Below are 23,161 nucleotides of genomic sequence, written 5' to 3'. Positions count from 1 at the left end.
GGGTGAACCGGGCGAGGGGCTGCTCAGGCGATAGCGGGCGGTTGCTCCGGCGGCGGTCCGGCAGTTCGGCCGCGGAAGAGTTCGGTCGGCAGAGTTTCGGCGGCGACGATGCCCGAGTGCGAGGACGAGAGAACCAGTTTGCCTGCTCGACGGCCTTTTTCCTCGGCGTCCTGGCGCACAGTGGTGAGGTTTTCGCGGATGGCGTCGGAGATGCCGTCGAATCCGGTGACCGAGAGTTGGCTCGGCACATCGATTCCGGAGACCCGGGCGAAGTTGAGTGCACCGAGGGCAATGACGTCGGTGGTGCACAGCAGTGCGGTGGTTTCGCGGTTGGCCTGCAGTGCTTGGGCGGCGGCGGAGTGGCCGGAGCGAACGGTGTGGTCGAAGCGTTCGACGACGGTGAGGGTATCGGGGTCGAGTCCGGCGTCGATCATGGCGGCCTGAACTCCGGCGATGCGTTCGCGTTGGACGTGGAAGTGACTGTCCGCCAACCGCCCCGGGGGTACGACGCCATCGCGGCGGTCGCGTCCGAGACGCATGCACAGTACCGCGAGGTGTTCGTGGCCCAGCGAGATCAGATGTGCGGCAAGCATTTTCATCGCGCCGCGGTCGTCGATGGCGACGAGGGCGGCTTCGGGGATGTTGCGGGGCTGGTCGCACACGACGATCGGTAGGTGGCGCTCGCGCACGGCAGCGAGGTAGGGGTCGTCGTCGGCGACGGAGTAGACGACGAATCCGTCGACTCCGGCTTGTTGGACGACAGCGGCGGCTTGCACGTCGTCGCGTTCGGCTCCGGCGGGGATCAGCAGCAGGCCCTGTCCGGCGGCTTCGCAGGATTCGGCGAGTCCGGCGAGGAAGCTCATCGCGGCTGGGTCACGGAAGGAGTAACTGAGTGCTTCGGTGAGGAGCAGCCCGATGGCACCTGCTTTACGGGTGCGCAACGATCGGGCGACCGGGTCGGGACCGGCATAGCCGCGGCGTTTCGCGGCCTGGAGCACGCGTTCGCGAAGCTCCGGGGAGAGCTGATCGGGTCGGTTGTAGGCGTTCGAGACAGTGGTGCGAGAAACCTTGAGCTCGGCAGCGATCGACGCCAACGTCGCCTGACGTCGCGGTTCGCTTGACCTGGCCATAACCGGGACGTTAGTCCCACAACGCGGCGCAGAGAAACTCGAGGTCGCGTTCATCCGATTCGATCCGCCACCCCACTGCGCGCTAGAGTACAACGGTAACGGTTTCCATTAGCGTCAAGTTCCGCTCATCAGGAGTACATCGATGTCGTCCAACCATCGCGCGTCCCGGACCAAGCTCACGGCCGTACTGGGCCTGACCTGCGCCGCAGCGCTCACGCTCAGCGCGTGCAGCTCCACCGAATCCGCGAGCACCGAGTCCGCACCGGCCACCGCCGTCGACGGACCGATCACGATCGTTGCATCCACGAACGTGTGGGGAAGCGTCGCCGAGGCAGTCGCAGGCGACTTGGCGACAGTGACGTCGATCATCTCCGATCCCTCTGCCGACCCGCACTCCTACGAGGCCAGCCCGGCCGATGCTGCCGCCGTCGCCGAGGCTTCGCTGGTGGTCTACAACGGTGGCGGCTACGACGAGTTCATCGAGGACATCCTCGCCTCCGAGGGCCAGAACGTACCGTCCGTCGACGCTTTCACGCTGCTCGACGACAGCCACGATCACTCCTCCGACGAGCCCACCTCGGAAGCAGCAGCCGAACCGGCGAGCGAGGACGGCCATTCACACGGTGAGGTCAACGAGCACGTCTGGTACAACGCCGAGGTCGCCGCGCACACCGCCGAGGAGATCGCCGAGAAGCTCGGTCAGCTCGACCCCGACAACGCCGCGCAGTACACCGCCAACGCCGAGACCTTCCACGAGCAGGTCCACGCCATCACCGACGTGACCGCACAGATTGCCGCTGATTTCCCGAATGCACCGGTGGCACAGACCGAACCGATCGCGCACTACCTCATCGAGGAATCCGATCTCGACGATCGCACCCCCGAGGACTTCAAGGATTCCATCGAGGAAGGCAACGATCCTTCGCCCGCTTCCATCGCTGCGACGCGAGATCTGTTCACGTCGAACTCGGTTCGCGCGTTGATCTACAACATCCAGACCGAGGATGCGGTCACCCAGGACATCCGTTCCACCAGCGAGGCGGCCGGCATCCCCGTCGTCGAGGTCACCGAAACGCTGCCTGCCGGCATGACGTATCTCGAATGGCAGACCAAGGCTGCAACGGATCTGCAGGCCGCGCTCACCACCGCCTCCTGACCCGAACCGGCGTGATGGAAAGCTGTAGTACATGCCTGCTGTAGAACTGCGCGATGCCGGACTGGCGTTCGGCGAGCGCACGCTGTGGCAGAACCTGGACCTGACGGTCGAGAAGGGTGAGTTCGTCGCCGTTCTCGGCCCCAATGGCTCGGGTAAGACCTCCTTGCTCAAAGTGTTGCTCGGCCAGAATCACCTCACGTCCGGCACGGCCGCGATCGACGGCAATCCCGTCCGTCGCGGCCAGTCGGGCGTCGGTTACATCCCCCAGCAGCGCAACATCGACGACGATCTGCCGCTGCGCGGACGCGACCTCGTGGGCCTCGGCTGGGACGGCCATCGGTGGGGCATGGGCCTGCGCGGCATACGAAGGCGCAAGGAGACGGTGCAGCGAGCGATCGATCAGGTCGACGCCAACTCGTTCGCGGGTGCGCCGGTCGGCTCCATGTCCGGCGGTGAGCAGCAGCGACTGCGCATCGCCCAGGCACTCGTCGGCGATCCGTCGGTACTGCTGTGCGACGAGCCCCTGCTCAGCCTCGATCTCGCCAACCAATCCCTGGTCTCGAGCCTCATCGATCGCCGACGGCGGGAGCACGAGACCGCCGTGTTGTTCGTGACGCACGAGATCAACCCGATCCTCCCCCTCGTCGACCGCATCGTCTACATCGTCGACGGCCGGTTCCGCATCGGAACTCCCGAGGACGTCATGACCACCGAGGTCCTCTCGGAGCTCTACGGCACCGAGGTCGAGGTGCTGAAGGTCCGCGGCCGGCTCATCGTCGTCGGAACCGGCGATTCCATCGATGCGCTCGGCTCGGCCGGCGCACACCACCCACCCGTGCCGCACGACAGAGAAGACAAGGCATGAACGAGAAGGTTCTCGACGCATTCTCGAAGATGCTCGACTTCGACACCACCGCCAACCTGCTGACATACGACTTCGTCCAGCAGGCACTCATAGCCGCCGCCATTCTCGGGCTGCTCGCCGGTGCCCTCGGACCGTTGATCGTCAGCCGCCAGTGGGCGTTCGCCGTGCACGGATCCAGCGAACTCTCGCTCACCGGTGCGTCCGCAGCCCTGCTCGTCGGCATCACCGTGGGCCTCGGAGCCATCGTCGGATCCGTTGTCGCAGCGGTGATGTTCGCGCTGCTCGGTAGCAAGGCCCGCGACCGCGACTCGGTCATCGGCGTCATCATGTCCTTCGGCCTCGGACTGTCGGTGCTGTTCATCTGGCTCTACCCCGGCCGAACCGGAACCAGCTTCTCGCTGCTCATCGGCCAGATCGTCGGCGTCGGACAGAGCGGTATCCAGCTGCTGCTGGTCTGCGCGGTGTTGGTACTGATCGTGCTCACCGTCGTCTACCGGCCGCTGCTGTTCGCCAGCACCGACCCCGAGGTGGCGCTGGCCCGCGGCGTTCCCGTCCGCGCCCTCTCGGTCGTGTTCGCCGTACTCGTCGGCGTCGCTTGTGCACTGGGCGTCCAGATCGTCGGCGCACTGCTGGTGCTCTCGCTGCTCATCACCCCGGCCGCCGCTGCCGCGCGAGTGACGGCCAGCCCGCTCAAGGCGACGCTGCTGTCCATTCTGTTCGCCGAGGTCGCCGCCGTCGGCGGCATCCTGCTCTCCCTCGCCCCGGGCCTGCCGGTGTCGACGTTCGTCACCACAATCTCGTTCGTCATCTACCTCGTCTGCCGCGCGATCGGCGGAACCCGCAAGGCCAATTCCGGACGGCTCGTCGCCGCCTAGGATGTCGAGGGTGACGTCCATCGATCTCAACGCCGATCTCGGCGAAAGCTACGGTGCATGGACTCTCGGCGACGACGACGCGATGCTCGCCCTGGTGTCGAGCGCCAACGTCGCGTGCGGCTTCCATGCCGGTGATCCGACCACTCTGCTGCGTACGTGCCGCTCGGCCGCGGCAGCGGACGTACGCATCGGAGCGCAGGTGGGCTACCACGACCTCGCCGGGTTCGGCCGACGCTTTCTCGACGTCTCCCCCGCCGACCTCACCGCGGACGTGATCTATCAGATGGGTGCACTCGACGGCCTCGCCCAGGTCGCCGGATCGGCCATCGCCTACGTCAAACCACATGGGGCGCTGTACAACGCGATCGTGCACCATCACGGCCAGGCCAAGGCCGTCGTCGACGCCGTCCTCGCCTACGACCCCACGCTGCCGGTACTGGGGCTCCCCGGTTCGATCTTCCTCGAAGAAGCCGAGCGAGCCGGACTGCGCACCGTCGCAGAGGCTTTCGCAGACCGCGCGTATACCCCGCAGGGAACGCTGGTCTCGCGCTCGGAACCCGGCGCAGTACTGTCCGATCCCGACGCCGTAGCCCAGCGCGTGTTGACCATGATCACCGACGGCACGACCCGGGCGATCGACGGCTTGAGAATCGATGTCGCGGCCGAATCGATCTGCCTGCACGGCGACTCCCCCGACGCGGTCGCGATGGCCACTGCTGTCTCGGAGTTGCTCCGCGCCAACGACATCGATATCACCGCTTTCGTCTGATGCGCATCCTCTCTGCCGGCGAGGGTGCAGCACTCGTCGAATTCGACGGACTGAACGAGACGATGGCGTATTACCGGGCGCTCACGCTGGACTCACCGGCCGGCGTCGTCGATCTGGTTCCCGCTGCTCGGACCGTGCTGGTGATGTTCGACGGGCCGAAGCAACCGATACTGGACTGGATCGCGGCAGTGTCATCCGCCGTGACGTCCGATGGAGATCACTCGGAGACCGTCACGATCCAGGTGGTCTACGACGGCGAGGATCTCGACGACGTCGCCCGTCTGACCGGGCTGTCCACCACGGACGTCGTTGCGGCACATATCGATCAGACGTGGACCGTCGCATTCGGCGGCTTCGCGCCCGGCTTCGGCTACCTCGTCGGCACCGATGAGCGGCTACACGTCCCGCGCCGCTCGTCGCCGCGCACCAGCGTCCCTGCCGGTTCGGTGGGCCTGGCAGGCGAATTCTCGGGCATCTACCCGCGGTCCTCGCCGGGCGGTTGGCAGCTGATCGGCCGCACCGACACACCACTCTGGAACCTCGACCGCGACCCACCGGCGCTGCTCCGGCCCGGCACCACCGTCCGATTCGAGCAGGCATGAGAGCCCTCACCGTTCTGCAGACGGGACCACTGTGCACCGTGCAGGATCGCGGTCGCCCGGGGCATGCGTCGATCGGGGTCGGTCGCTCGGGGGCGGCAGACCTGCTCTCGCACGATGCAGCGAACAGGCTGGTGGGCAACACTTCCGAGGCCGCAACACTGGAAGTGACGTTCGGTGGGCTTAAGGTCCGCGCCGAGTTCGACGCGATCGTGGCCGTCACCGGGGCGCACGTGGTCTGCCGCGTGGACGGTGCGGAGCAGGGTCTGTACTCGACCATCCTCCTCCGAGCCGGGCAGGAACTGGAGCTGTCCACGCCAACAAGCGGTCTACGTAGCTACCTGGCGGGGCGGGGCGGGATCGGCGTTCCTACCGTCCTCGGCAGTCGGTCGACGGACACGATGTCCGGTCTCGGCCCGGCTGTGGTCTCCCCCGGTACCGCCCTGCCCGTCGGGAACGACAAAGCCGAGTGGCCTGCAGCAGAGTTCGTTCCACCGCCCGCGTGGCCCGACACACTGCGCATCACCTTCGGTCCACGTGCAGACTGGTTCACCGCGCGCGCCCGATCGATTCTGCTCGAGCAGTCGTGGACCGTCACGCAGGATTCCGATCGCGTCGGAATCAGGCTGGACGGTGCCGAACCCTTGCGCCGCACGAGAGACGACGAATTGGCCAGTGAGGGAATGGTTCTGGGTGCGCTTCAGGTTCCGCCGTCCGGGCAGCCGGTGCTGTTTCTCGCCGACCACCCCGTCACGGGCGGTTATCCGGTGATCGCGGTTGTCACTGCGGCAGACGTCTCCGCAGCCGCGCAGCTGACGCCGGGAACACAGATACACTTCCGCGCTATCGGTTGATCCCGGCTGCAGCGGGGCAGATCTCACGAATGCTGCGACGCAGTGCATCCGACATCCGAGCGGGCAGGCCGAGCGGGCGAACCATGGCGTCGGCCTGGTGGAACAGGTGAGTCCATCCGTCGATCAGTTCGATTCCTCGGTCCGCCGCATAGGACTCGACGGCATTGCGCGTGTCGGCATAGACGAAGTCGTACACCGTCGCCGTTGGCCCGAGTTCACCTGCACCCCAGGCGAGTTGATCCTCCGAGCCGTCGCGGCCGATCGGCGTCGCGTTGATCACCAGGTCGTAGCACTCCAGATCCACTGCTCGATCCGACCAGTCGACGACCGATGCGGAACCGTCGTAGCCGTCGAGTTCGCCCACGAGACCTTCCGCCGCACGACTGTCGACATCCGAGACCACCAGCCTCTCGATGTGGCCCTGTAGCGCGAACGCGGCCGCATGCGCGGCGCCACCTGCTCCGAGCAGGAGCGCCGAGCCGAAGGTACGTCCCGAGGTCGCCGCTCGCACCGCCGCGATATCGGTGTTCATGGCGAACAGCGCACCCGATCGCAGGAACAACAGATTCGCCACCCCCGACACCACCACATCGGGATCCGCCTCGTCGGCAACCGTTGCAGCCCAATGCTTCCAGGGCATGGTCACGTTCGCAGCATCGGTACGGCCGCCCCGCAGGGCATCCTCGACATCGGGTAGGTCGGCAACGTCGGCGACCTCCCAGGCGTCGTAGCGGGAGGGCACGTCGGCGATCTCGAACGCACGCGTCCACAGCGCGGGTGACATCGCGGTGGACGCGTGCGAGCCGACCAGGGTCAGTGAGCTCATACCGACTTCGAGACGCGCTCTGCAACAACGGCTTCTGCTGCAGGGGCGGCCTGATCGGAGATGGAGGTGACATCCGAGGAGCCCATGTTCTTCATCAGTGCTGCGACCACGGCCGAGATTATGCAGCCCAGGGCCAGGTACGCCGCGACGTAGTGCCAGGAGCCGTCGTTCCAGCTGACCAGAGCGGCTGCGATGAAGGGGGTGAAGCCACCGGCGATCGCGCTGGCGACCTGGTAGCCCACACCTGCTCCGCTGTAGCGCAGTTCGGGGCCGAACATTTCGGTGAACAGCGGCTGCTGCACCGAGACCACCATGTCGTGCGAGACATTGACCAGGATGACGGCGAGGATCACGATGGCGACGACCGAGGCTGCCTGCAGGGACAGGAAGAAGGGTACGGCCGCCAGTGCGCCGACGACGGCACCGGTGACGAAGATCGGCTTGCGGCCGAAGCGGTCGGCGATCGCCGCGTAGGTCGGGATGCTCAGGATGCCGATGGCACCGACCAGCAGCGCGACGTTGAGCATGAACTGACGCTCGTAGCCGAGTTCGTTGACGGTGTAGCTCAGGGCGAACGTGGTGACGATGTACATGGTGAACAGCTCGGCCATGCGCAGCGCGATGATCTTGAGGAAGGAACCGGGGTGCTCGGTGATCGCCTGGATGACCGGCAGCTTCTTCTTCTCGCCGCTCTCCTCGACTGCCTGCTCGAACACGGGCGATTCTTCGACACCGGATCGGATCCACAGGCCGAACAGTACGAGCACGGCGCTGGCCAGGAACGGTACGCGCCAGCCCCAGCTGGTGAATGCGTCGTCGCTGAGCAGGTTGCTCATGATGGTGACCGCGCCGGTCGCGAGGATGAGACCGACGGAGTAGCCGACCTGGACGCCGCTGCTGTAGAATGCCTTCTTCTTCGCCGGCGCACTTTCGACGGCCATCAGCGATGCGCCACCCCATTCGCCACCGACCGCAAAGCCCTGGATCGCACGCAGCAGCACGAGCAGTAGCGGCGCGAACCAACCGATCGACTCGAAGTTGGGAACCAGGCCGATCAACGCGGTTGCGACGCCCATCAGCAGCATCGTCCAGATCAGCATGCGCTTGCGCCCGAGGCGGTCACCGAAGTGGCCGAAGAAGATCCCGCCGAGAGGACGGAAGAGAAAGCCGACGCCGAAGGTGGCGAACGCGGCCATCACGCCGACGGCGGGCGAGACGCTCGGAAAGAACTGGGAGTTGAACACCAGCGCGGCGATGATGCCGTACAGCAGGAAGTCGTACCACTCGACCACGGCACCGACGAAGCTGCCGATGGCAGCCTTCCGTGCTCTGGATCCGTCCGCGACTGCGACGTCAACGTTCACTTGTCGGCCCTTCGATTTTGTGCGGATAGCGCACAGTTGTTTGTTATTCGCACAACTGTAACCAGATGCGCCTCCTGTGGTCAAGACCACAAGCACCGAGCGATGTGATGCGGCGCGAACAGAGCAATGAGGCAGACTCGAACCATGACGGCCGAGATCGCTCCCGACGACCAACGCCCCGCCTGGTTCGTGCAGTCACTCGAACGCGGCCTGAGCGTGCTGCAATGCTTCGACGACGCGCACCCGGCCCGAACCCTCAGCGAGGTCGCCGAGGCCGTCGGAGTCACCCGAGCGACCGCCCGTCGACTGTTGCTGACGCTGGCAGAACTGGGATTCGTCCGCCAGGACGGCCGTCAGTTCACCCTCACCCCGCGGGTGATGAATCTGGGTTTCTCGTTCCTGTCCGGAATGGACCTACCCCGTCTGGCCGAACCCCACATCGAGGCGCTCGCACGACAATTGGGCGAAACGACCTCGGTGGCCATCCTCGACGGATTCGACATCGTCTATGTCGCGCGTGTTCCGTCCTCGCGCATGTTGCGGGTCGTCATCACGCTGGGCACTCGATTCCCCGCGCACGCGACGTCATCGGGTCGAGTGCTGCTCGCGGCCCTCTCCGAGAGCGACCTCGAACGCTATTTCACCGACGCCCCCATCGAAGCCCTGACCCCGCGCACGCTCGTGGATCGAGATGCACTGCGCGCCGAGATCACTCGGGTGCGCAACGCCGGCTGGTCCGAGGTGGTCGACGAACTGGACGTCGGAATGCGTGCTGCCGCAGTGCCGTTGCGTAACAGCAACGGCACCGTCGTGGCAGCACTGAACACATCACTGCACGCAAAGAACTACAGCGCCACCGACATGGTCGATATCGTCGTTCCCGCGATGCACGAGACCGCAGGCCGCATCAGAACGTAGAACTACCCGCGACGCTGCCGCGCGATGTCCGCCAATACGACGCCCGCCGCGACGGATGCGTTGAGCGATTCCACCGGGCCGGCCATCGGGATCGACAGGATGTGGTCGCAGGTCTCGCTGACCAGACGCGAGAGGCCCTTGCCCTCGGACCCGACGACGATGACCACCGGGCCCTTGCCGTCGAAGGTGTCGAGTTCGGTGTCGCCGCCTGCGTCGAGGCCGACAACGGTGACGCCCTTGGACTGCCAATCCTTCAGTGTGCGAGTCAGATTCACTGCGCGTGCGATGGGCAGGCGAGCTGCCGCGCCGGCACTGGTTCGCCATGCCACCGCAGACACGCTCGCGCTGCGTCGCTGCGGGATCACGACGCCGTGGCCGCCGAACGCAGCCACCGATCGCACGACGGCACCGAGGTTGCGCGGGTCGGTGATGTTGTCGAGCGCGACGAGCAGTGCGGGTTCCTGGTGCGTGCGCGCGTTCGAGATCAGATCGTCGGGGTGCGCGTAGCGGTACGGCGGCACCTGCAGGGCCAGGCCCTGGTGCAATCCGTTGGCGCTGAGCTTGTCCAGATCGGAGCGGGGAACTTCGAGGATGGAGATCCGCGCATCGCCTGCACGCTGCACGGCTTCCTTGAGCCGATCGTCGCTGTCGGTTCCGACGGCGACCCACAGTGCAGTGGCGGGCACGCCTGCACGCAGGCACTCGACGACCGGGTTGCGACCGAGCACCACCTCGGGACCGTCTTCGGCCTTGCGTCCGGCCGGTCGTCCACCCGCGCGGCCACCGGTGTTACCGCCACGGTTCTGGGCAGACTTCTCGGCGAGCTTGGCCCGACGCGCGGCGGGGTGCTTGGTGCGCTCGGAGGCGGGAGGCGTCGCGCCGCGGCCTTCGAGACCCTTCCGACGCTTGCCGCCCGATCCGGCGACCTGCCCCTTCTTGGTGCCGTCCTTGCGGATCGCGCCGCGCCTACTCGAATTGCCTGCCATCACAAACCTGCTTCGTCGGTCTTGCTCGTACCCAGCGACCATTCGGGCCCGTTGGGTGTATCTGTCACGTCTACTCCGGCCTCGGCCAGTCTCGTCCGTATCTCGTCTGCGGCGGCCCAGTCCTTGGTCGCCTTCGCCGTTGCTCGACGCTCCAGCTCGGCCTCGACGAGGACGCCGAGGGCACCGAGAGCTGCTGCGTCGGAACCGCTGTCGCTGGCCCAGTGCGGATCGAGTGGGTCGACACCGAGGATGTCGAGCATCGCCCGGACACTGCCTGCGTGCTCCACCGCTGCCGGTAGGTCACCGGATTCGAGTGCAGTGTTGCCGAGAGTGACGGTCGCGTGAATCTCGGCCAACGCCTTGGGAACCGAGAGGTCGTCGTCGAGGGCTTCGGCAAATCCGGCGGTCCACTTACCCAGCGGCACTTCGCCGGCACGTTCGACGGCTCGTCGAACGAACCCTTCGATACCCCGGTAGGTCACGGCCGCGGTGTCGAGCGCAGTGTCGGAGTACTCCAGCATCGAACGATAGTGCGCGCCACCGAGATAGAACCGAAGTTCTTGCGGCCGAAACTTTTTCAACACATTGGGTACCGAGAGCACGTTGCCGAGAGACTTCGACATCTTCTCGCCGCCCATCGTCACCCAGCCGTTGTGCAGCCAGTACCGCGAGAAGCCGTCACCGGCCGCCATGGACTGGGCCCGCTCGTTCTCGTGGTGCGGGAACACCAGATCCATTCCGCCGCAGTGGATGTCGAAATCCGGCCCGAGGTAGTTCTCCGCCATCGCGGAGCATTCGAGGTGCCAGCCGGGCCGTCCGGGGCCCCACGGCGTCGGCCACGACGGCTCACCCGGTTTCGCGCCCTTCCACAGCGTGAAATCGCGAGGGTCGCGTTTGCCCTCGGCGACGCTCTCGCCCTGGTGCACGTCGTCGAGCTTGTGACCGGACAGCGCGCCGTAGCTCGGGAAGCTCTGCACGTCGAAGTAGACGTCACCGCACTCGTCGGCGTAGGCATGGCCGCGTTCGATCAGTCGCTCGATCATCTGGACCATCTGGGTGATGTGGCCGGTGGCGCGTGGCTCGGCCGACGGCGGAAGTACGCCGAGTCGGTCGTACGCCCAGGTGAAGGACCGCTCGTACGTCGCAGCCCATTCCCACCACGGCCGGCCGGCGTCGCGCGCCTTGTTCAGGATTTTGTCATCGATGTCGGTGACGTTGCGAACGAAGGCGACGTCGTAGTCGTGCGCCAACAGCCAGCGGCGCAGTACGTCGAACGCGACGCCACTGCGCACGTGACCGATATGAGGTTCACCCTGCACCGTCGCCCCACACAGGTACACCGATGCATGGCCAGGGACCAAGGGGGTGAATTCCCGCAGGGCCCTCGTCTCGGTGTCGTGTAGGTGAAGGGTCACGACCAGCAATGCTACCGGTGGTTTTACCTCGTCATGACAAGTGCGGTCGCGATGGCCGCGATTCCTTCGCCCCGACCGGTCAGCCCGAGCCCGTCGGTGGTGGTCGCAGACACCGATACCGGCGCTCCGAGTACCCGCGAGAGGACTTCCTGGGCCTCGGCGCGGCGCGGTCCGATCTTGGGCCTGTTGCCGATGATCTGCACCGCAGCGTTGCCGATCGCGAATCCATCGGCGTCGAGCAGGCGTTTGACCTCGGTCAACATGGCAGCTCCACTGACCCCGTCCCATTCCGGACGCCCCGTCCCGAACACCGATCCGAGATCGCCCAGTCCGGCCGCGGACAGCAACGCGTCGCACAGGGCGTGGGAGGCGACATCGCCGTCGGAATGCCCGTCGAGTCCGTCCGCGTCGTCGAACAGCAATCCGGCCAGCCAGCAGGGCCGGCCGGGGGCGATGGGGTGCACATCGGTACCGATGCCGACTCTCATGAATCGCCTCTCGTCAGTGCCTCGGCCAGCAGCAGGTCGAGGGGGGTGGTGATCTTGAACGCGAGGGCGTCACCGACGATGGTGTGCACGGTCTCGCCGATGCGCTCGACCAGGCCCGCGTCGTCGGTGGAGATGTCGGTGGTCGCGTCGTACGCGCGGCGCAGGACGTCGGCGTCGAACCCCTGCGGGGTCTGTACCGAGCGCAGGCTCGCGCGGTCCGGGGTACCCACCACTGCGCCCATGATGTCGACTTCCTTGATGGTGTCGACGACCGGGAGAACCGGGATGACGGCGGAGCGGCCGGCGCGCACCTCGGCCACCACGCGGGCGATCAGCGTCGGTGGGGTGAGGGCGCGGGCGGCATCGTGGACGAGAACGACGGCTGCGTCGCCGACGGCGGCGAGACCGGCGCGCACCGAATCGGTGCGTTCGAGGCCTCCGGCCACGACCGCGACGTCGTCGCCGACATGACGGCGGGCCGCGTCGAGCAGCTCGGTCGGCACGATGACGACGATGCGGTCGACGGCACCCGAGGCCCGGAGGCCGTCGACGGACCGCGTCAGGAGAGAGTCCGTACCCAAACAGACGAATGCCTTCGGCTCGTCGTGTCCGAGCCGAAGGCCTTTGCCTGCAGCGGGTACCAGGGCGACCACGTCGCCGGAAGTACCGTTCACTCTAAGAAGCTGTAGCGAGAACTTCGTCGAGCATGGTGTCGGCCTTGGCCTGGTCGGTTCCTTCGGCCAGTGCCAACTCGCCGACCAGAATCTGCCGTGCCTTGGCGAGCATGCGCTTCTCGCCTGCCGACAGTCCGCGGTCCTGCTCGCGTCGCCAGAGATCACGGACGACCTCGGCAACCTTGTTCACATCACCGGAAGCGAGCTTCTCCAGGTTGGCCTTGTACCGACGCGACCAGTTGGTGGGCTCTTCGGTGTGCGGCGCGCGGAGCACCTGAAAGACTTTGTCGAGACCTTCTTGCCCGACGACGTCGCGAACGCCTACGTACTCTGCGTTGTCCGCGGGAACTCGAACGGTGAGGTCGCCTTGCGCGACCTTGAGAACCAGATATTCTCTCGGTTCACCCTTGATGGTGCGTGTCTCTATCGCTTCGATCAGCGCCGCTCCGTGATGGGGGTAAACGACGGTGTCTCCGACCTTGAAAATCATGTGACAAGTGCCCCTTTCGATTTATCCAGAATACCACGGCCCATATCAACGGTGCAGGTCAGGGGCATAGCGGTGCCGAATCAGGGGTTGACACAGAGGATTCGACATGTATTCGACGCCACATTTTCGGTCGGTTCGTTCCACTGTCTCCACTCCCGACATGCACCCTCACCTGGCGTCATCGGGCCGTCGGCAGACCCCACGAGCGGCCGGTGGACCAGAACTACTACTCTGCCTAGTGGACGAGAAGGACCGAGCCGGCCCGGCACCACATGGAGGACGACCGAAGTGACTGCAATCGACGCTGCGACACCGCTTGGCCGCCATCGCAGGACGGCCGCCGCCCTCGCTCTTCTCGCCGGTGGCGCGCTCGCCCTCACCGCGTGCGGCGCAGGTCAGATCTCCCAGACGGCCACTCAGGTCGCCGCGGTCAACGGTAACTCCGCCGACGTCGGAGACATCCAGCTCCGCAACGTGCACGTGGTGTACCCCACCTCCGAGGAGTACAGCATCGAGCCCGGCGGCACCGTCGAGCTCGGCTTCACGGCCATCAACGCCAACACGAGTGTGGCCGACGAGCTGACCGGCATCTCCTCCCCCGAGGCACAGGTCACCATCGTCGACGAGGCGGAAGCGGGCAGCAACGAGATCGCTCCGCAGACCGCGCTCGGCGCAGGTTCGCCCGCAGACGTTCAGCTCGACGATCCACTGCTGCCGATCCAGCTGATCAAGGTCGAGATGGCCGACATCTCCGAGAACGTTCGACCGGGCCTGACACTGCCGGTCACGTTCGAGTTCGCGAACGCGGGCGAGGTCGTCGTCAACGTTCCTGTCGACGCCGGTATCGAGCTCGAGCGCGACCCGTCCGCGGTCACCGAGCACAGCGAAGGCGAATAGCCGCCGCTCCGACCCTGTCGGTGCCGATCGTTAGGCTGCCGACGTGGTCAAACTGAAGTCGAGCTACCGCTGCTCTGCGTGCCGTCACTCGGTCTCGAAGTGGGTCGGTCGCTGTCCCGAATGCGGTGACTGGGGCTCGATGGAAGAGGTCCAGGCCACTGCGGCTCCGCTCGCGACGCGGGCAGGCGCATCGTCCCTTCGTTCGGGCGGCGGAGCCATGATTCCCAGCACGCCCGCTGCGGCTCTGACGACCATCAGCAGTGCCACCTCGCAGGCCAACACCACCGGGATCGACGAGTTCGATCGCGTGCTCGGTGGCGGCCTCGTTCCAGGTTCGGTCGTCCTCCTTGCCGGCGAACCCGGAGTCGGCAAATCGACGCTGCTGCTCGAGGTGGTGCACCGATGGGCCCGCTCGGCACCGGATCGACGCGCGCTCTACGTCACGGGCGAGGAGTCGGCGGGGCAGGTACGGTTGCGTGCCGATCGCACCGGCGCGGTACACGAACGCGTCTTCCTCGCCGCCGAATCCGACCTCGCCACCGTCTTCGGCCACGTGGAGCAGGTCAAGCCCAGCCTGCTGATCGTCGATTCGGTCCAGACGATGCTCGCTGCGGACGTCGACGGTGTCATCGGCGGCGTCACCCAGGTTCGCGCCATCACCAGCGCGTTGACCACGTTGGCCAAGACCACCGGCGTCGCGGTACTGCTCGTCGGGCACGTCACCAAGGAAGGCGCGGTGGCCGGTCCGCGATCTCTCGAGCATCTCGTCGACGTGGTGCTCAACTTCGAGGGCGACAAGCACTCCACACTGCGGATGATTCGGGGCGTCAAGAACCGGTTCGGGGCCTCCGACGAGGTGGGTTGCTTCGAGCTCCGCGAGACCGGCATCGTCGGCATCAGTGATCCGTCCGGGTTGTTCCTGCATCATCGGAACGACGCCGTGCCCGGCACCGCCGTCACCGTCACGATGGACGGCAAACGGCCGCTGTTGGCCGAGCTGCAAGCGCTGATCGTCGACACCACGATGCCGTCGCCCCGGCGCGCGGTCAGCGGGCTCGATCACGCCCGCGTCGCGATGATCCTGGCCGTGCTGGAACGTCGATGCGGCGTCAAGGTGTCCAAGGCGGAGGTCTACGCGGCGACGGTCGGCGGGATGCGCACCAGCGAACCGTCCGCCGATCTCGCGCTCGCCGCGGCGGTGGCCTCGGCGGTTCGCGATCAACCACTTCCCGCAGGCATGGTGATTCTGGGCGAAGTCGGCCTGGCCGGAGAGGTGCGCCGCGTCGCCGGGCTGGGTCGCCGTCTCGCCGAGGCCGCCCGATTGGGGTTCAACTACGCCATCGTCCCCGAGGACGCAGGTCCCATACCCGACGGCATCAAGGTCAAGACCGTCACCAACGTCGGCGAGGCGTTGACCTACACGCGTATGCGGCCCGTATGACACCGGGCGGTATTCTTTGTCCGACCGCCCGCATGTAGCAGCGCAGTATCCTTTGCCTGGCTGCCTGCACGTGGCAGCGCAGTACTCTTTGTTTCGCACGCACAGAAATTCGCAGCCCGCGCCGTAGCCGCTGCCAAGACACGAGGGGGTTGGCCGATGGAGGGCACCACGCCGTCCCCAGCGTTGCGCGAGACGATCGCCCGGCTCGCACCGGGAACCGCACTGCGCGACGGTCTCGAGCGAATCCTTCGCGGCCGCACCGGCGGGTTGATCGTCCTCGGCTACGACGACGAGGTCGAGGCGATCTGCGACGGCGGGTTCGAGCTCGATGTCGAGTTCGCCCCCACCCGGCTTCGCGAACTGTCGAAAATGGATGGCGCAGTAGTGCTTTCGACCGACGGCAAGCGCATCGTCCGATCCAACGTCCAGCTGGTCCCCGACCACAAGATTCCCACCGTCGAATCCGGTACCCGGCACCGCGCCGCCGAGCGAACCGCCATGCAGACCGGCTATCCCGTCGTCTCGGTGAGCCAGTCGATGAGCATCGTCAGCGTCTACATCGGTGGCATCCGGCACGTCGTGGAAGGCTCGGCAACCATTCTCTCGCGCGCCAATCAGGCCGTCGCGACTCTCGAACGCTACAAGGCCCGGCTCGACGACAACACCCGTCAACTCTCGGTGGTGGAGATCGAGGACTTCGTGACACTGCGCGACGCCCTCACCGTCGCGCAGCGCCTCGAGATGGTGCGGCGAGTGTCGGTGGAGATCGAGCAGAACGTCCTCGAACTCGGCACCGACGGCCGCCAGCTCGCTCTTCAGCTCGAAGAGTTGTTGGGCGACAACGACGTCGATCGCCAACTGATCGTGCGTGATTACCTGGCCGGCAACGAACCGTCGAGCACCACCGGAGTGGAGAAGGCGCTCGCCGCACTGGACAAGTTGACCGACGTCGATCTGCTGGATCTGACGACGCTGGCCCGCGCTTTCGGATATCCCGCGACCATAGAGGCCCTCGACACCCCGATGAGTCCCCGTGGGTACCGGGTACTCACCCGAGTTCCGCGGTTGCAGTTCAGCCAGATTCACCGACTGGTCGGCGCGTTCGGCACTCTGCAGGGGTTGCTCGCGGCCACCGCAGCCGACCTGCAATCCGTCGACGGTATCGGTGGACTCTGGGCTCGCCACATCCGCGAAGGCCTGTCCAGACTGGCCGAGGCCTCGATCTCGGGACCCTACGACTAGGACGCCTTCTTCGTTCCGGGGAGGAAGCCTGCGTCGATCACGGCCTTCACGTACGGTCGTGCGCTGGTGATCAACTGATCGGCGTCCTCGACGTCTCGCCATACGGCCGACGCCATCACGTCGGTCCTATCCTCGATGTGCCGATCGAGAGCGAGTCCGTCCTCGGTCAACGTCTCGCCGTCCGCCGAAGTGGTGAGCAATCCGCGAGTGGCGAGTCGTTCTGCAGCAGAGCCCCATTCGCTCTCGGACCACTGCCGGGTCAGCTGCGTGATGCGCTTGCCGAGTGCTCGACGGCCGGGCTGCGGGGTCGTGCGGTCGGCCTCGTGGAAGACAGCGGCTTCCGTCGGGTCGAGTTCTGCGTCGATCAAGGCGGCGAGGTGACCGTCGCCGCGCCACTCGCGTAGGACGGTGATCGAGTGCCAGAGCGCGAGATGCGGTACGTCGGGGTGCTCGGCCGCATGCCACGCTGCGGCGAGTGGCCGACCGGCGAACGAGGCTGCGTCGCCGATGACGCGGAGACGATCTGCGAGCGTGGTCAGGCCGGGGTCGGCGGCAAGCGAACCCAGCGCGGTGCCGAGGACGGAATCGAGCAGTGTCCACCGGCGATTCGACACCGAGTCCAAACCGACGGCAACAGCGGCCGGCCAGGCGCGTTCGATGAGCACCGGGTTGAAGTTGTAGAACGCCGCTGCGACGACACTCGGCGCGCACGGACCCATCGGGGCAGCTCGAGCCCCGACGTACCAGGCATGACCGTCGAGACCGGTGTCCTCGTATGCCGCACCCAGTTCAGGGTTGAAGTACGCGGTGACGTGGAAGGGCTCGAATGTCTTGTAGGCGGAGCGGGCGAGTGCGGGCGAGGTGGTCATGAGATCCGACCGTACTCAGCCGGTGATGTTGAAGGGCTCCGGCACGCTCTTGAGCTCGCCGAGCTGGGCGATCGCCTGGTAAGCACCGACGCCGACGGGAATGCGCTCTTCGCCGCAGCCGGGTACCGAGTTGGTGCCGGACCACTTGACGGTGAAGCCGGCCTGCTCGCCGGGCTTGAAGGTACGCAGGTCCGAGGCGGCATTGGGGAAGCAATCGACGTTGGACCAGATGCGCTGGTTGTCGAGGGTGTAGACGAGCGCCTGCTGCAACCCGGCACCGACGTCACGCTGGCATTCGGTGGAGCCGATGTTGGTGATGACCACGGTGAACACGGGCTCTTCACCCAGACGGTACGTAGCCTTCTCCGGCGTCACCTTGATTGCGAGCGATTGATCCGGGCACTGGTTGGAGATCACCGGGGCCGGAGCGCCGCTGGTGGTCGCCGCCGCTCCGCCACCGGCAGCGGAGTCGGTCGCCCCACCGGAGCCACCGGAGCCGCCGGATCCGCCCGCACCGTCGCCGGAGCCGCCCGAACCGCCGGAATCGGCGTCGGTGGCAGACGAGCTGGGTGACGGCAGGGCCGAAGTTGTTGCCGGAGCCGCAACGACGCCCGCGGGAGCAGCCTCGGTGTCGTCGGAACCGCCACTGAGCGAGGCGATGAACCACACGATCAGTCCGAGGACGACAACGGCCGCACCGATGGCGAGAGCGCGGCGTCGCCAGTAGATTTCGGGAGACAAAGGCCCGGTCGGTTCCAACACGAATCAACCGTATGCGGCCGGAGCCACGCTATCCCTGAGCCCACGCGGCGTGTCGCGTGGGCGACCTCACCGAGGTTGGGGTTCGAGTCGGTTCAGGCGGGCATTTCGCCGATGTCGCCGATGACCTCACGCAACTGCGCATGACCCTTCGACAGCTGGTAGGTGAGGCCGACGATCGCGAGTTCCCCGGCTTCGACCTTCTCGGCGACGATCCGCGACCGCTGCATCAGCAGATTGCCGGTCTCCTCGACGTGGCGTGCCTCGAACTCGTCGACGGCCTGGTAGCCGTCGCGGCGGGCCGAGAGCACCGACGGGGTGACGCGTTCGACGACGTCGCGGATGTAGCCACCGGGCACGTCACCACTCTCGAGGGCGTCGACGGTCGCCTTGACTGCACCGCAGTGATCGTGGCCGAGCACCACGATCAGCGGCGCGTTCAGCACAGCGACGCCGTACTCGATGGAGCCGAGCACCGCGGAGTCCACCACGTGACCGGCGGTACGCACGACGAACATGTCGCCGAGGCCCTGGTCGAAGATGATCTCGGCAGCAACACGCGAGTCGGCGCAGCCGAAGAGGATGGCACTGGGGTGCTGAGCACTCTCGAGGCGGGCACGATCCTCGATGCCCTGCGACGGGTGCAGGACCTCTCCGGAGACAAACCGTTGGTTGCCTTCCTTGAGGGACTTCCAGGCAGCGATCGGATTCGAAGCAGGCATGAGTCTCATTGTGCACGTGGATCGAGTTACCGGCGAGTCGGGTTGACTACTGTTGGGACCGATCACAGACACGACGAGAAGGGCGACCAGTTGCCGATCGATGCCGACGCTCTGCTCGGGTGGTTCGACACCGACGGACGCGATCTGCCGTGGCGACGACCCGGCGTCAGCGCATGGCAGATCCTGATGAGCGAGATCATGCTGCAGCAGACGCCGGTGGTGCGGGTCGCGCCCATCTGGGAGCAGTGGGTGCAGCGTTGGCCGGTCCCGTCTGCGATGGCCGCGTCCTCTCAGGCCGAGGTGCTCCGCGCGTGGGGCAAGTTGGGTTATCCGCGTCGAGCACTGCGATTGCACGAGTGCTCCCGCGTGCTCGCCGAGGAGTACGGCGACGAGGTGCCCGGAGACGTCGAAACACTGTTGGGCCTGCCGGGCATCGGGGCCTACACCGCGCGCGCAGTGGCGTGTTTCGCCTACGGCCAGCGAGTTCCGGTGGTCGACACCAATGTTCGACGCGTCGTCGCGCGTGCGTTGCACGGCAACGCCGAGCCTGGAAATCCATCCACGACAAGGGATCTCGCCGACGTCGAGCAGCTGCTCCCGGAGAGCGTCCCGCGGGCCGCGCGCTACTCGGCGGCGTTGATGGAACTGGGCGCGCTGATCTGCACGGCCAAGAATCCGGCATGCCTGCTGTGCCCGCTCCCCGAGTGCGCCTGGATCGAGGCCGGCAGGCCCGCGCACACCGGGCCGGCCAAGAAGGTCCAGAAGTTCGCAGGCACGGATCGTCAGGTTCGAGGCAAGCTCATGTCGGTGCTACGCGAGAGCACCGGCCCCGTCGAGCGGGCACAACTCGACATCGCCTGGCCCACCGACCCGACTCAACGCGACCGAGCTCTCGATTCACTGCTGACCGACGGCTTGATCGAACAAACGGAGTCGGGATTGTTCGCCCTCGCAGGTGAGGGTTCGGACGGCTGACTTCCGACGGTTGCGTCGAACCACGTTCTGCCGAGCAGCAATCGGTCCACCAGATCGGCCGCCTCGATCTCGTCGATCTGCCCGACCATCGTCATCGTTGCCAAACCGTGCAACGCGGACATGAGTAGTCGAGCTTCCGCGACGGCGTCGATCCGATCCGAGCCGCTCTCCGCTGCGGCGTCGCCGATCATGCCGGCCAGAACCGATTCCAACACAGCAAGATTGGCGCGATACGCGGTCTGAGCCAGGTCAGGTTCCCGTATCGCCAGGGATGCGAACGACACTCCCAGCCGATGGAAGCGCCGGCCCTCGTCGTCTGTCGGCAACACCGAACGGGCGAACATCTGCAGGCGTCGAGCTGCCGAGGTGTCGGCGATCGCATCGATCCGGGATCGAGAGTCCGCGTAGCCGCGCTCGGAGAAGCGCGTCAGAACGGCGTCGAGCAGCCCTGCCTTGGAGTGGAAGTAGTACTGAACCAGACGCAGCGACACCCCGGCTGCCGCGGCGGCGCTCCGCATCGTCAGCGCCTCCAGCCCATCGACGGTCGCGACCCGCTCTGCGGCCGCCAGAATCTGCTCTCGTCGATCTTCGCCGGCCATCTTCCGCCCACCTTCCACTGTTTGATACAACTGTATCAAGCGACTGCTATACACCTGTACCAATCGAGGGAGTCGAGCATGACACGGGAGCGTTCGTGGGGCGTCCTGGCCGTTGCGTGCCTGGCCCAGTTGCTGGTGGTGCTCGACTCCTCGGTCGTCAACATCGCTCTGCCCCAGATCGCCCGAGCACTGAGCATCGACGATCGAGACGTGCAGTGGGTCGCCAGCGGCTACACCGTCGCGTTCGCTGCGGCCCTGCTCGCCGGAGCCCGCGCAGCCGACACCCGGGGCATCCGCGGGGTTTTCCTCTTCGGCGTTTCCCTGTTCGTCGCCGCCAGCGTGGTCGGCGGACTGGCCCCGACCGGATGGGTGCTGGTGGCCGCACGTGTCGTCCAAGGCCTGGCGGCAGCGGTCGTCTCACCCGCGACGTTCACTCTGCTGACCGTCACCTACGCCGAGGGACCCTTGCGCACACGTGCAGTCGCGGTGTGGACGGCAGTGAGCGTTGCCGGCGGCGGAATCGGCAACATCGTGGGCGGTGCGCTGACCGAATACGTTTCGTGGCGATCGGTGCTGCTGATCAACCTGCCCATCGGCATCGTCCTGCTGATATCGGCTCATCGATACCTCGACGTTCGGCGAGTGGGCACCGAGGCGCATCGGCCCGGGCTCGACATCATCGGTGCGGCATTCGGAGCATTGGCCCTCGGCGCGTCCACCGTGGCGGTCACCCGACTCGGAGCCGGCGGCCCGCAAGCGTTGCCCCTGTCGACGGCCGTTCTCGCCGTGGCCGGATCGATCGGATTCGTACTCCGACTGCGTCGATCGGCAGCACCACTGATCCCGTTGCGGCTGTTCGCCGATCGCACCGTGGTCGCGGGAAATCTGCTGACACTGCTCACCGGTGCGGTGTTCCAGATACCGATCTGGTTGTACCTGACCTTTCAGATGCAACAACGCCTGCAGCTCTCCCCATTGCAGGCGGCGGTGGGGTTCTTGCCGCTGACCACCGCTCTCGTGGTGGTCGGCATCGGCGTCACTCCGCGTCTGATGCGCAGATGCCCCTCGCACCTGGTTGCCGCTGCCGGCGCGACCCTGGCCGCCGCCGGCCTGCTCGGCCTCGCTGCGGCCTCGAACTCGCAGGGCTACTTCGCGGCAGTAGGGCTACCTGCGATTCTGATCGGACTCGGCGGCGGTCTACTCAACACCCCGCTGGCCACGGCGGTGACCAGCGGGGTGACGAACTCCGACGCCGGGGCCGCGTCGGGATTGATGAACACGTCCAAGCAGTTCGGTGGCGCGATGGGGTTGGCACTGCTCACCATCGTCGCCGGGCTCACGGACTTTCGATTCGCCTACTCGGCGATGGCAGCGGCGATGGCGCTGACTGCGGCGTGCTCTGTGGTCTTCCTCCGCACACCGTCATCGAAAGTTCGCTACTGAGCGAGAAATTCGACGAGAGTCGCGTTGACTGCGTCGGGGCGTTCGAGGTAGCCGAAATGACCGGTATCGGCGATTTCGACGTATCGAGCACCAGGTATCGCGTCGGCGACGTCGCGGCACTGCTGCACGGGGATCATGCGGTCGTCGGCGAATCCGATCACCAGAGATTTCGCCCTGATTGCCCGGTATGCGGCCAATCGATCTGTCCCCGCTCGCATTTCGAGTCCGATCTGCGCTCGCATGCCCGCCGTCTTCTTGCCGCCCGAGTATTCGAGGATCGCCAGCCAATCACCGATCGCGCTGTCGTCGGCCAGCGTCTTGGGCGAGAAGTTCTGCATTGCAGTCATCGCAGCCCGGTACGACGCGGGTAGTTCGACCCCGGCGTCGTGAAGGTCCTTCTCGCCCTTCGACATCTGCGCACGAAAGGTGGTGGTCTTGCCGAACGTGGCCATCATCACTGCATGCGACACCAGATCCGGCCTGGCCAAGGCCAATTCCTGGGTAACGCGGGCACCCATGGAGGTGCCGACGACGCGTGCTGCGCCGCCACCGAGGTGCTCGACGAGGGCAGCGGTGTCGGCGACCAGGTCGTCGAGTGTCATCCCGCTCGCACACTCGAAAGACGGTGCGATTCCGCGATTGTCGAACGTGACGACCCGGTACCCCTGCTTCACCAGGACCGGGACCTGATGGGTTCGCCAGACTCGTCCCGGGCTTCCGGTGCCCATCACCAACACCACGAGCGGGCCGTCGCCGGTGACGTCGTAGTTGAGGTCGATTCCGTTGAGCTTCGCGATCGGCATTC

At 66.3% G+C, this 23,161-nt stretch carries 25 protein-coding genes; 12 read left to right on the top strand and 13 right to left on the bottom strand.

Features of this window, described 5'->3' with window-relative positions:
* Positions 1 to 23: 23 nt before the first annotated feature.
* On the bottom strand, positions 24 to 1,130 hold the full coding sequence (locus CH283_RS00815) for a LacI family DNA-binding transcriptional regulator (RefSeq protein WP_094640929.1): 1,107 nt from the start codon (positions 1,128 to 1,130) through the stop codon (positions 24 to 26).
* A gap of 142 nt (positions 1,131 to 1,272) precedes the next feature.
* On the opposite strand from CH283_RS00815, the gene CH283_RS00810 reads away from it, so the two are divergent.
* The 6 genes from CH283_RS00810 to CH283_RS00785 are packed head-to-tail and all read left to right on the top strand — an operon-like array spanning position 1,273 to position 6,248.
* The gene (locus CH283_RS00810; RefSeq protein WP_068053783.1) at positions 1,273 to 2,286 is read left to right on the top strand and encodes a metal ABC transporter solute-binding protein, Zn/Mn family; all 1,014 of its coding nucleotides are present in this window, start codon (positions 1,273 to 1,275) and stop codon (positions 2,284 to 2,286) included.
* A 31-nt stretch (positions 2,287 to 2,317) separates the two neighbouring features.
* A complete protein-coding gene (locus CH283_RS00805; protein ID WP_094640928.1) occupies positions 2,318 to 3,151 on the top strand; it encodes a metal ABC transporter ATP-binding protein in 834 nt (277 codons plus the stop codon).
* The gene (locus tag CH283_RS00800) at positions 3,148 to 4,026 is read left to right on the top strand and encodes a metal ABC transporter permease (RefSeq protein WP_068053774.1); all 879 of its coding nucleotides are present in this window, start codon (positions 3,148 to 3,150) and stop codon (positions 4,024 to 4,026) included. Before CH283_RS00805 ends, CH283_RS00800 begins: the two co-directional genes overlap by 4 nt.
* Before the next feature lie 10 nt (positions 4,027 to 4,036).
* Positions 4,037 to 4,795: a LamB/YcsF family protein gene (locus tag CH283_RS00795; protein WP_094641408.1), complete on the top strand. Its 759-nt coding sequence runs from the start codon at positions 4,037 to 4,039 to the stop codon at positions 4,793 to 4,795.
* Positions 4,795 to 5,397, top strand: coding sequence for a 5-oxoprolinase subunit PxpB (gene pxpB, locus CH283_RS00790; protein WP_094640927.1), 603 nt, complete (start codon positions 4,795 to 4,797; stop codon positions 5,395 to 5,397). The genes CH283_RS00795 and pxpB overlap by 1 nt, the downstream gene beginning before the upstream one ends.
* Entirely contained in the window at positions 5,394 to 6,248 is an 855-nt protein-coding gene (locus CH283_RS00785) for a biotin-dependent carboxyltransferase family protein (RefSeq protein ID WP_094640926.1), read from the top strand. Before pxpB ends, CH283_RS00785 begins: the two co-directional genes overlap by 4 nt.
* Here CH283_RS00785 and CH283_RS00780 read toward each other — a convergent pair.
* Both CH283_RS00780 and shiA read right to left on the bottom strand, forming a co-directional pair.
* The gene (locus CH283_RS00780; protein WP_068053769.1) at positions 6,238 to 7,074 is read right to left on the bottom strand and encodes a shikimate dehydrogenase family protein; all 837 of its coding nucleotides are present in this window, start codon (positions 7,072 to 7,074) and stop codon (positions 6,238 to 6,240) included. The genes CH283_RS00785 and CH283_RS00780 overlap by 11 nt on opposite strands.
* On the bottom strand, positions 7,071 to 8,438 hold the full coding sequence (shiA, locus tag CH283_RS00775) for a shikimate transporter (protein WP_068053766.1): 1,368 nt from the start codon (positions 8,436 to 8,438) through the stop codon (positions 7,071 to 7,073). Before shiA ends, CH283_RS00780 begins: the two co-directional genes overlap by 4 nt.
* Before the next feature lie 144 nt (positions 8,439 to 8,582).
* On the opposite strand from shiA, the gene CH283_RS00770 reads away from it, so the two are divergent.
* On the top strand, positions 8,583 to 9,356 hold the full coding sequence (locus CH283_RS00770) for an IclR family transcriptional regulator domain-containing protein (protein ID WP_094640925.1): 774 nt from the start codon (positions 8,583 to 8,585) through the stop codon (positions 9,354 to 9,356).
* Positions 9,357 to 9,358: 2 nt separating this feature from the next.
* Here the strand turns inward: CH283_RS00770 and rlmB are convergent, their stop codons facing one another.
* From rlmB to CH283_RS00745, 5 genes are read right to left on the bottom strand one after another with little or no spacing between them, the layout of a single operon-like run.
* Complete coding sequence (gene rlmB / locus CH283_RS00765; RefSeq protein ID WP_068053760.1) at positions 9,359 to 10,342, bottom strand: 23S rRNA (guanosine(2251)-2'-O)-methyltransferase RlmB; 984 nt, start codon at positions 10,340 to 10,342, stop codon at positions 9,359 to 9,361.
* The gene (gene cysS / locus CH283_RS00760; RefSeq protein ID WP_094641406.1) at positions 10,342 to 11,757 is read right to left on the bottom strand and encodes a cysteine--tRNA ligase; all 1,416 of its coding nucleotides are present in this window, start codon (positions 11,755 to 11,757) and stop codon (positions 10,342 to 10,344) included. The genes rlmB and cysS overlap by 1 nt, the downstream gene beginning before the upstream one ends.
* A gap of 23 nt (positions 11,758 to 11,780) precedes the next feature.
* Positions 11,781 to 12,245 (bottom strand): 2-C-methyl-D-erythritol 2,4-cyclodiphosphate synthase, encoded by a 465-nt coding sequence (gene ispF, locus CH283_RS00755; protein WP_094640924.1) that lies wholly within the window; start codon positions 12,243 to 12,245, stop codon positions 11,781 to 11,783.
* Positions 12,242 to 12,919 (bottom strand): 2-C-methyl-D-erythritol 4-phosphate cytidylyltransferase, encoded by a 678-nt coding sequence (gene ispD / locus CH283_RS00750; protein ID WP_094640923.1) that lies wholly within the window; start codon positions 12,917 to 12,919, stop codon positions 12,242 to 12,244. The genes ispF and ispD overlap by 4 nt, the downstream gene beginning before the upstream one ends.
* A gap of 1 nt (position 12,920) precedes the next feature.
* Positions 12,921 to 13,409 carry a CarD family transcriptional regulator gene (locus tag CH283_RS00745; protein WP_027494344.1) on the bottom strand — a complete coding sequence of 163 codons (489 nt, stop codon included), beginning with the start codon at positions 13,407 to 13,409 and terminating at the stop codon, positions 12,921 to 12,923.
* Between the two features lie 288 nt (positions 13,410 to 13,697).
* Here CH283_RS00745 and CH283_RS00740 point away from each other — a divergent pair, with 288 nt between their 5' ends.
* The 3 genes from CH283_RS00740 to disA all read left to right on the top strand — a co-directional run bounded on the left by CH283_RS00740 (position 13,698) and on the right by disA (position 16,989).
* Positions 13,698 to 14,306, top strand: a complete 609-nt coding sequence (locus CH283_RS00740; RefSeq protein WP_068053749.1) for a hypothetical protein — start codon at positions 13,698 to 13,700, stop codon at positions 14,304 to 14,306.
* Positions 14,307 to 14,349: 43 nt separating this feature from the next.
* The gene (radA, locus tag CH283_RS00735) at positions 14,350 to 15,747 is read left to right on the top strand and encodes a DNA repair protein RadA (protein ID WP_068053746.1); all 1,398 of its coding nucleotides are present in this window, start codon (positions 14,350 to 14,352) and stop codon (positions 15,745 to 15,747) included.
* 156 nt (positions 15,748 to 15,903) lie between these two features.
* On the top strand, positions 15,904 to 16,989 hold the full coding sequence (gene disA / locus CH283_RS00730) for a DNA integrity scanning diadenylate cyclase DisA (protein WP_068053740.1): 1,086 nt from the start codon (positions 15,904 to 15,906) through the stop codon (positions 16,987 to 16,989).
* Here disA and CH283_RS00725 read toward each other — a convergent pair.
* The 3 genes from CH283_RS00725 to CH283_RS00715 all read right to left on the bottom strand — a co-directional run bounded on the left by CH283_RS00725 (position 16,986) and on the right by CH283_RS00715 (position 19,339).
* Positions 16,986 to 17,858 (bottom strand): SCO6745 family protein, encoded by an 873-nt coding sequence (locus tag CH283_RS00725; RefSeq protein WP_094640922.1) that lies wholly within the window; start codon positions 17,856 to 17,858, stop codon positions 16,986 to 16,988. The two genes, disA and CH283_RS00725, sit on opposite strands and share 4 nt — an antisense overlap.
* Positions 17,859 to 17,873: 15 nt before the next feature.
* Positions 17,874 to 18,620, bottom strand: a complete 747-nt coding sequence (locus tag CH283_RS00720; protein WP_094640921.1) for a hypothetical protein — start codon at positions 18,618 to 18,620, stop codon at positions 17,874 to 17,876.
* 92 nt (positions 18,621 to 18,712) lie between these two features.
* Positions 18,713 to 19,339, bottom strand: a complete 627-nt coding sequence (locus CH283_RS00715) for a carbonic anhydrase (RefSeq protein WP_068053727.1) — start codon at positions 19,337 to 19,339, stop codon at positions 18,713 to 18,715.
* Between the two features lie 90 nt (positions 19,340 to 19,429).
* Between CH283_RS00715 and CH283_RS00710 the strand changes: the two genes are divergently transcribed.
* Positions 19,430 to 20,314, top strand: a complete 885-nt coding sequence (locus CH283_RS00710) for an A/G-specific adenine glycosylase (RefSeq protein WP_094641404.1) — start codon at positions 19,430 to 19,432, stop codon at positions 20,312 to 20,314.
* On the opposite strand, the gene CH283_RS00705 is transcribed toward CH283_RS00710, so the two are convergent.
* Positions 20,215 to 20,913, bottom strand: coding sequence for a TetR/AcrR family transcriptional regulator (locus tag CH283_RS00705; RefSeq protein ID WP_068053724.1), 699 nt, complete (start codon positions 20,911 to 20,913; stop codon positions 20,215 to 20,217). The genes CH283_RS00710 and CH283_RS00705 overlap by 100 nt on opposite strands.
* Positions 20,914 to 20,991: 78 nt before the next feature.
* Between CH283_RS00705 and CH283_RS00700 the strand changes: the two genes are divergently transcribed.
* The gene (locus CH283_RS00700; protein ID WP_094640920.1) at positions 20,992 to 22,356 is read left to right on the top strand and encodes an MFS transporter; all 1,365 of its coding nucleotides are present in this window, start codon (positions 20,992 to 20,994) and stop codon (positions 22,354 to 22,356) included.
* Here the strand turns inward: CH283_RS00700 and CH283_RS00695 are convergent.
* Positions 22,350 to 23,159, bottom strand: a complete 810-nt coding sequence (locus CH283_RS00695) for an alpha/beta fold hydrolase (RefSeq protein ID WP_094641402.1) — start codon at positions 23,157 to 23,159, stop codon at positions 22,350 to 22,352. The two genes, CH283_RS00700 and CH283_RS00695, sit on opposite strands and share 7 nt — an antisense overlap.
* Positions 23,160 to 23,161 lie beyond the last annotated feature (2 nt).

It is taken from the genome of Rhodococcus sp. 05-2254-2, assembly GCF_002259095.1.
In the GTDB taxonomy this organism is placed as follows: Bacteria; Actinomycetota; Actinomycetes; order Mycobacteriales; family Mycobacteriaceae; genus Rhodococcoides.
This window is presented reverse-complemented; position numbering and strand designations above follow the sequence as displayed.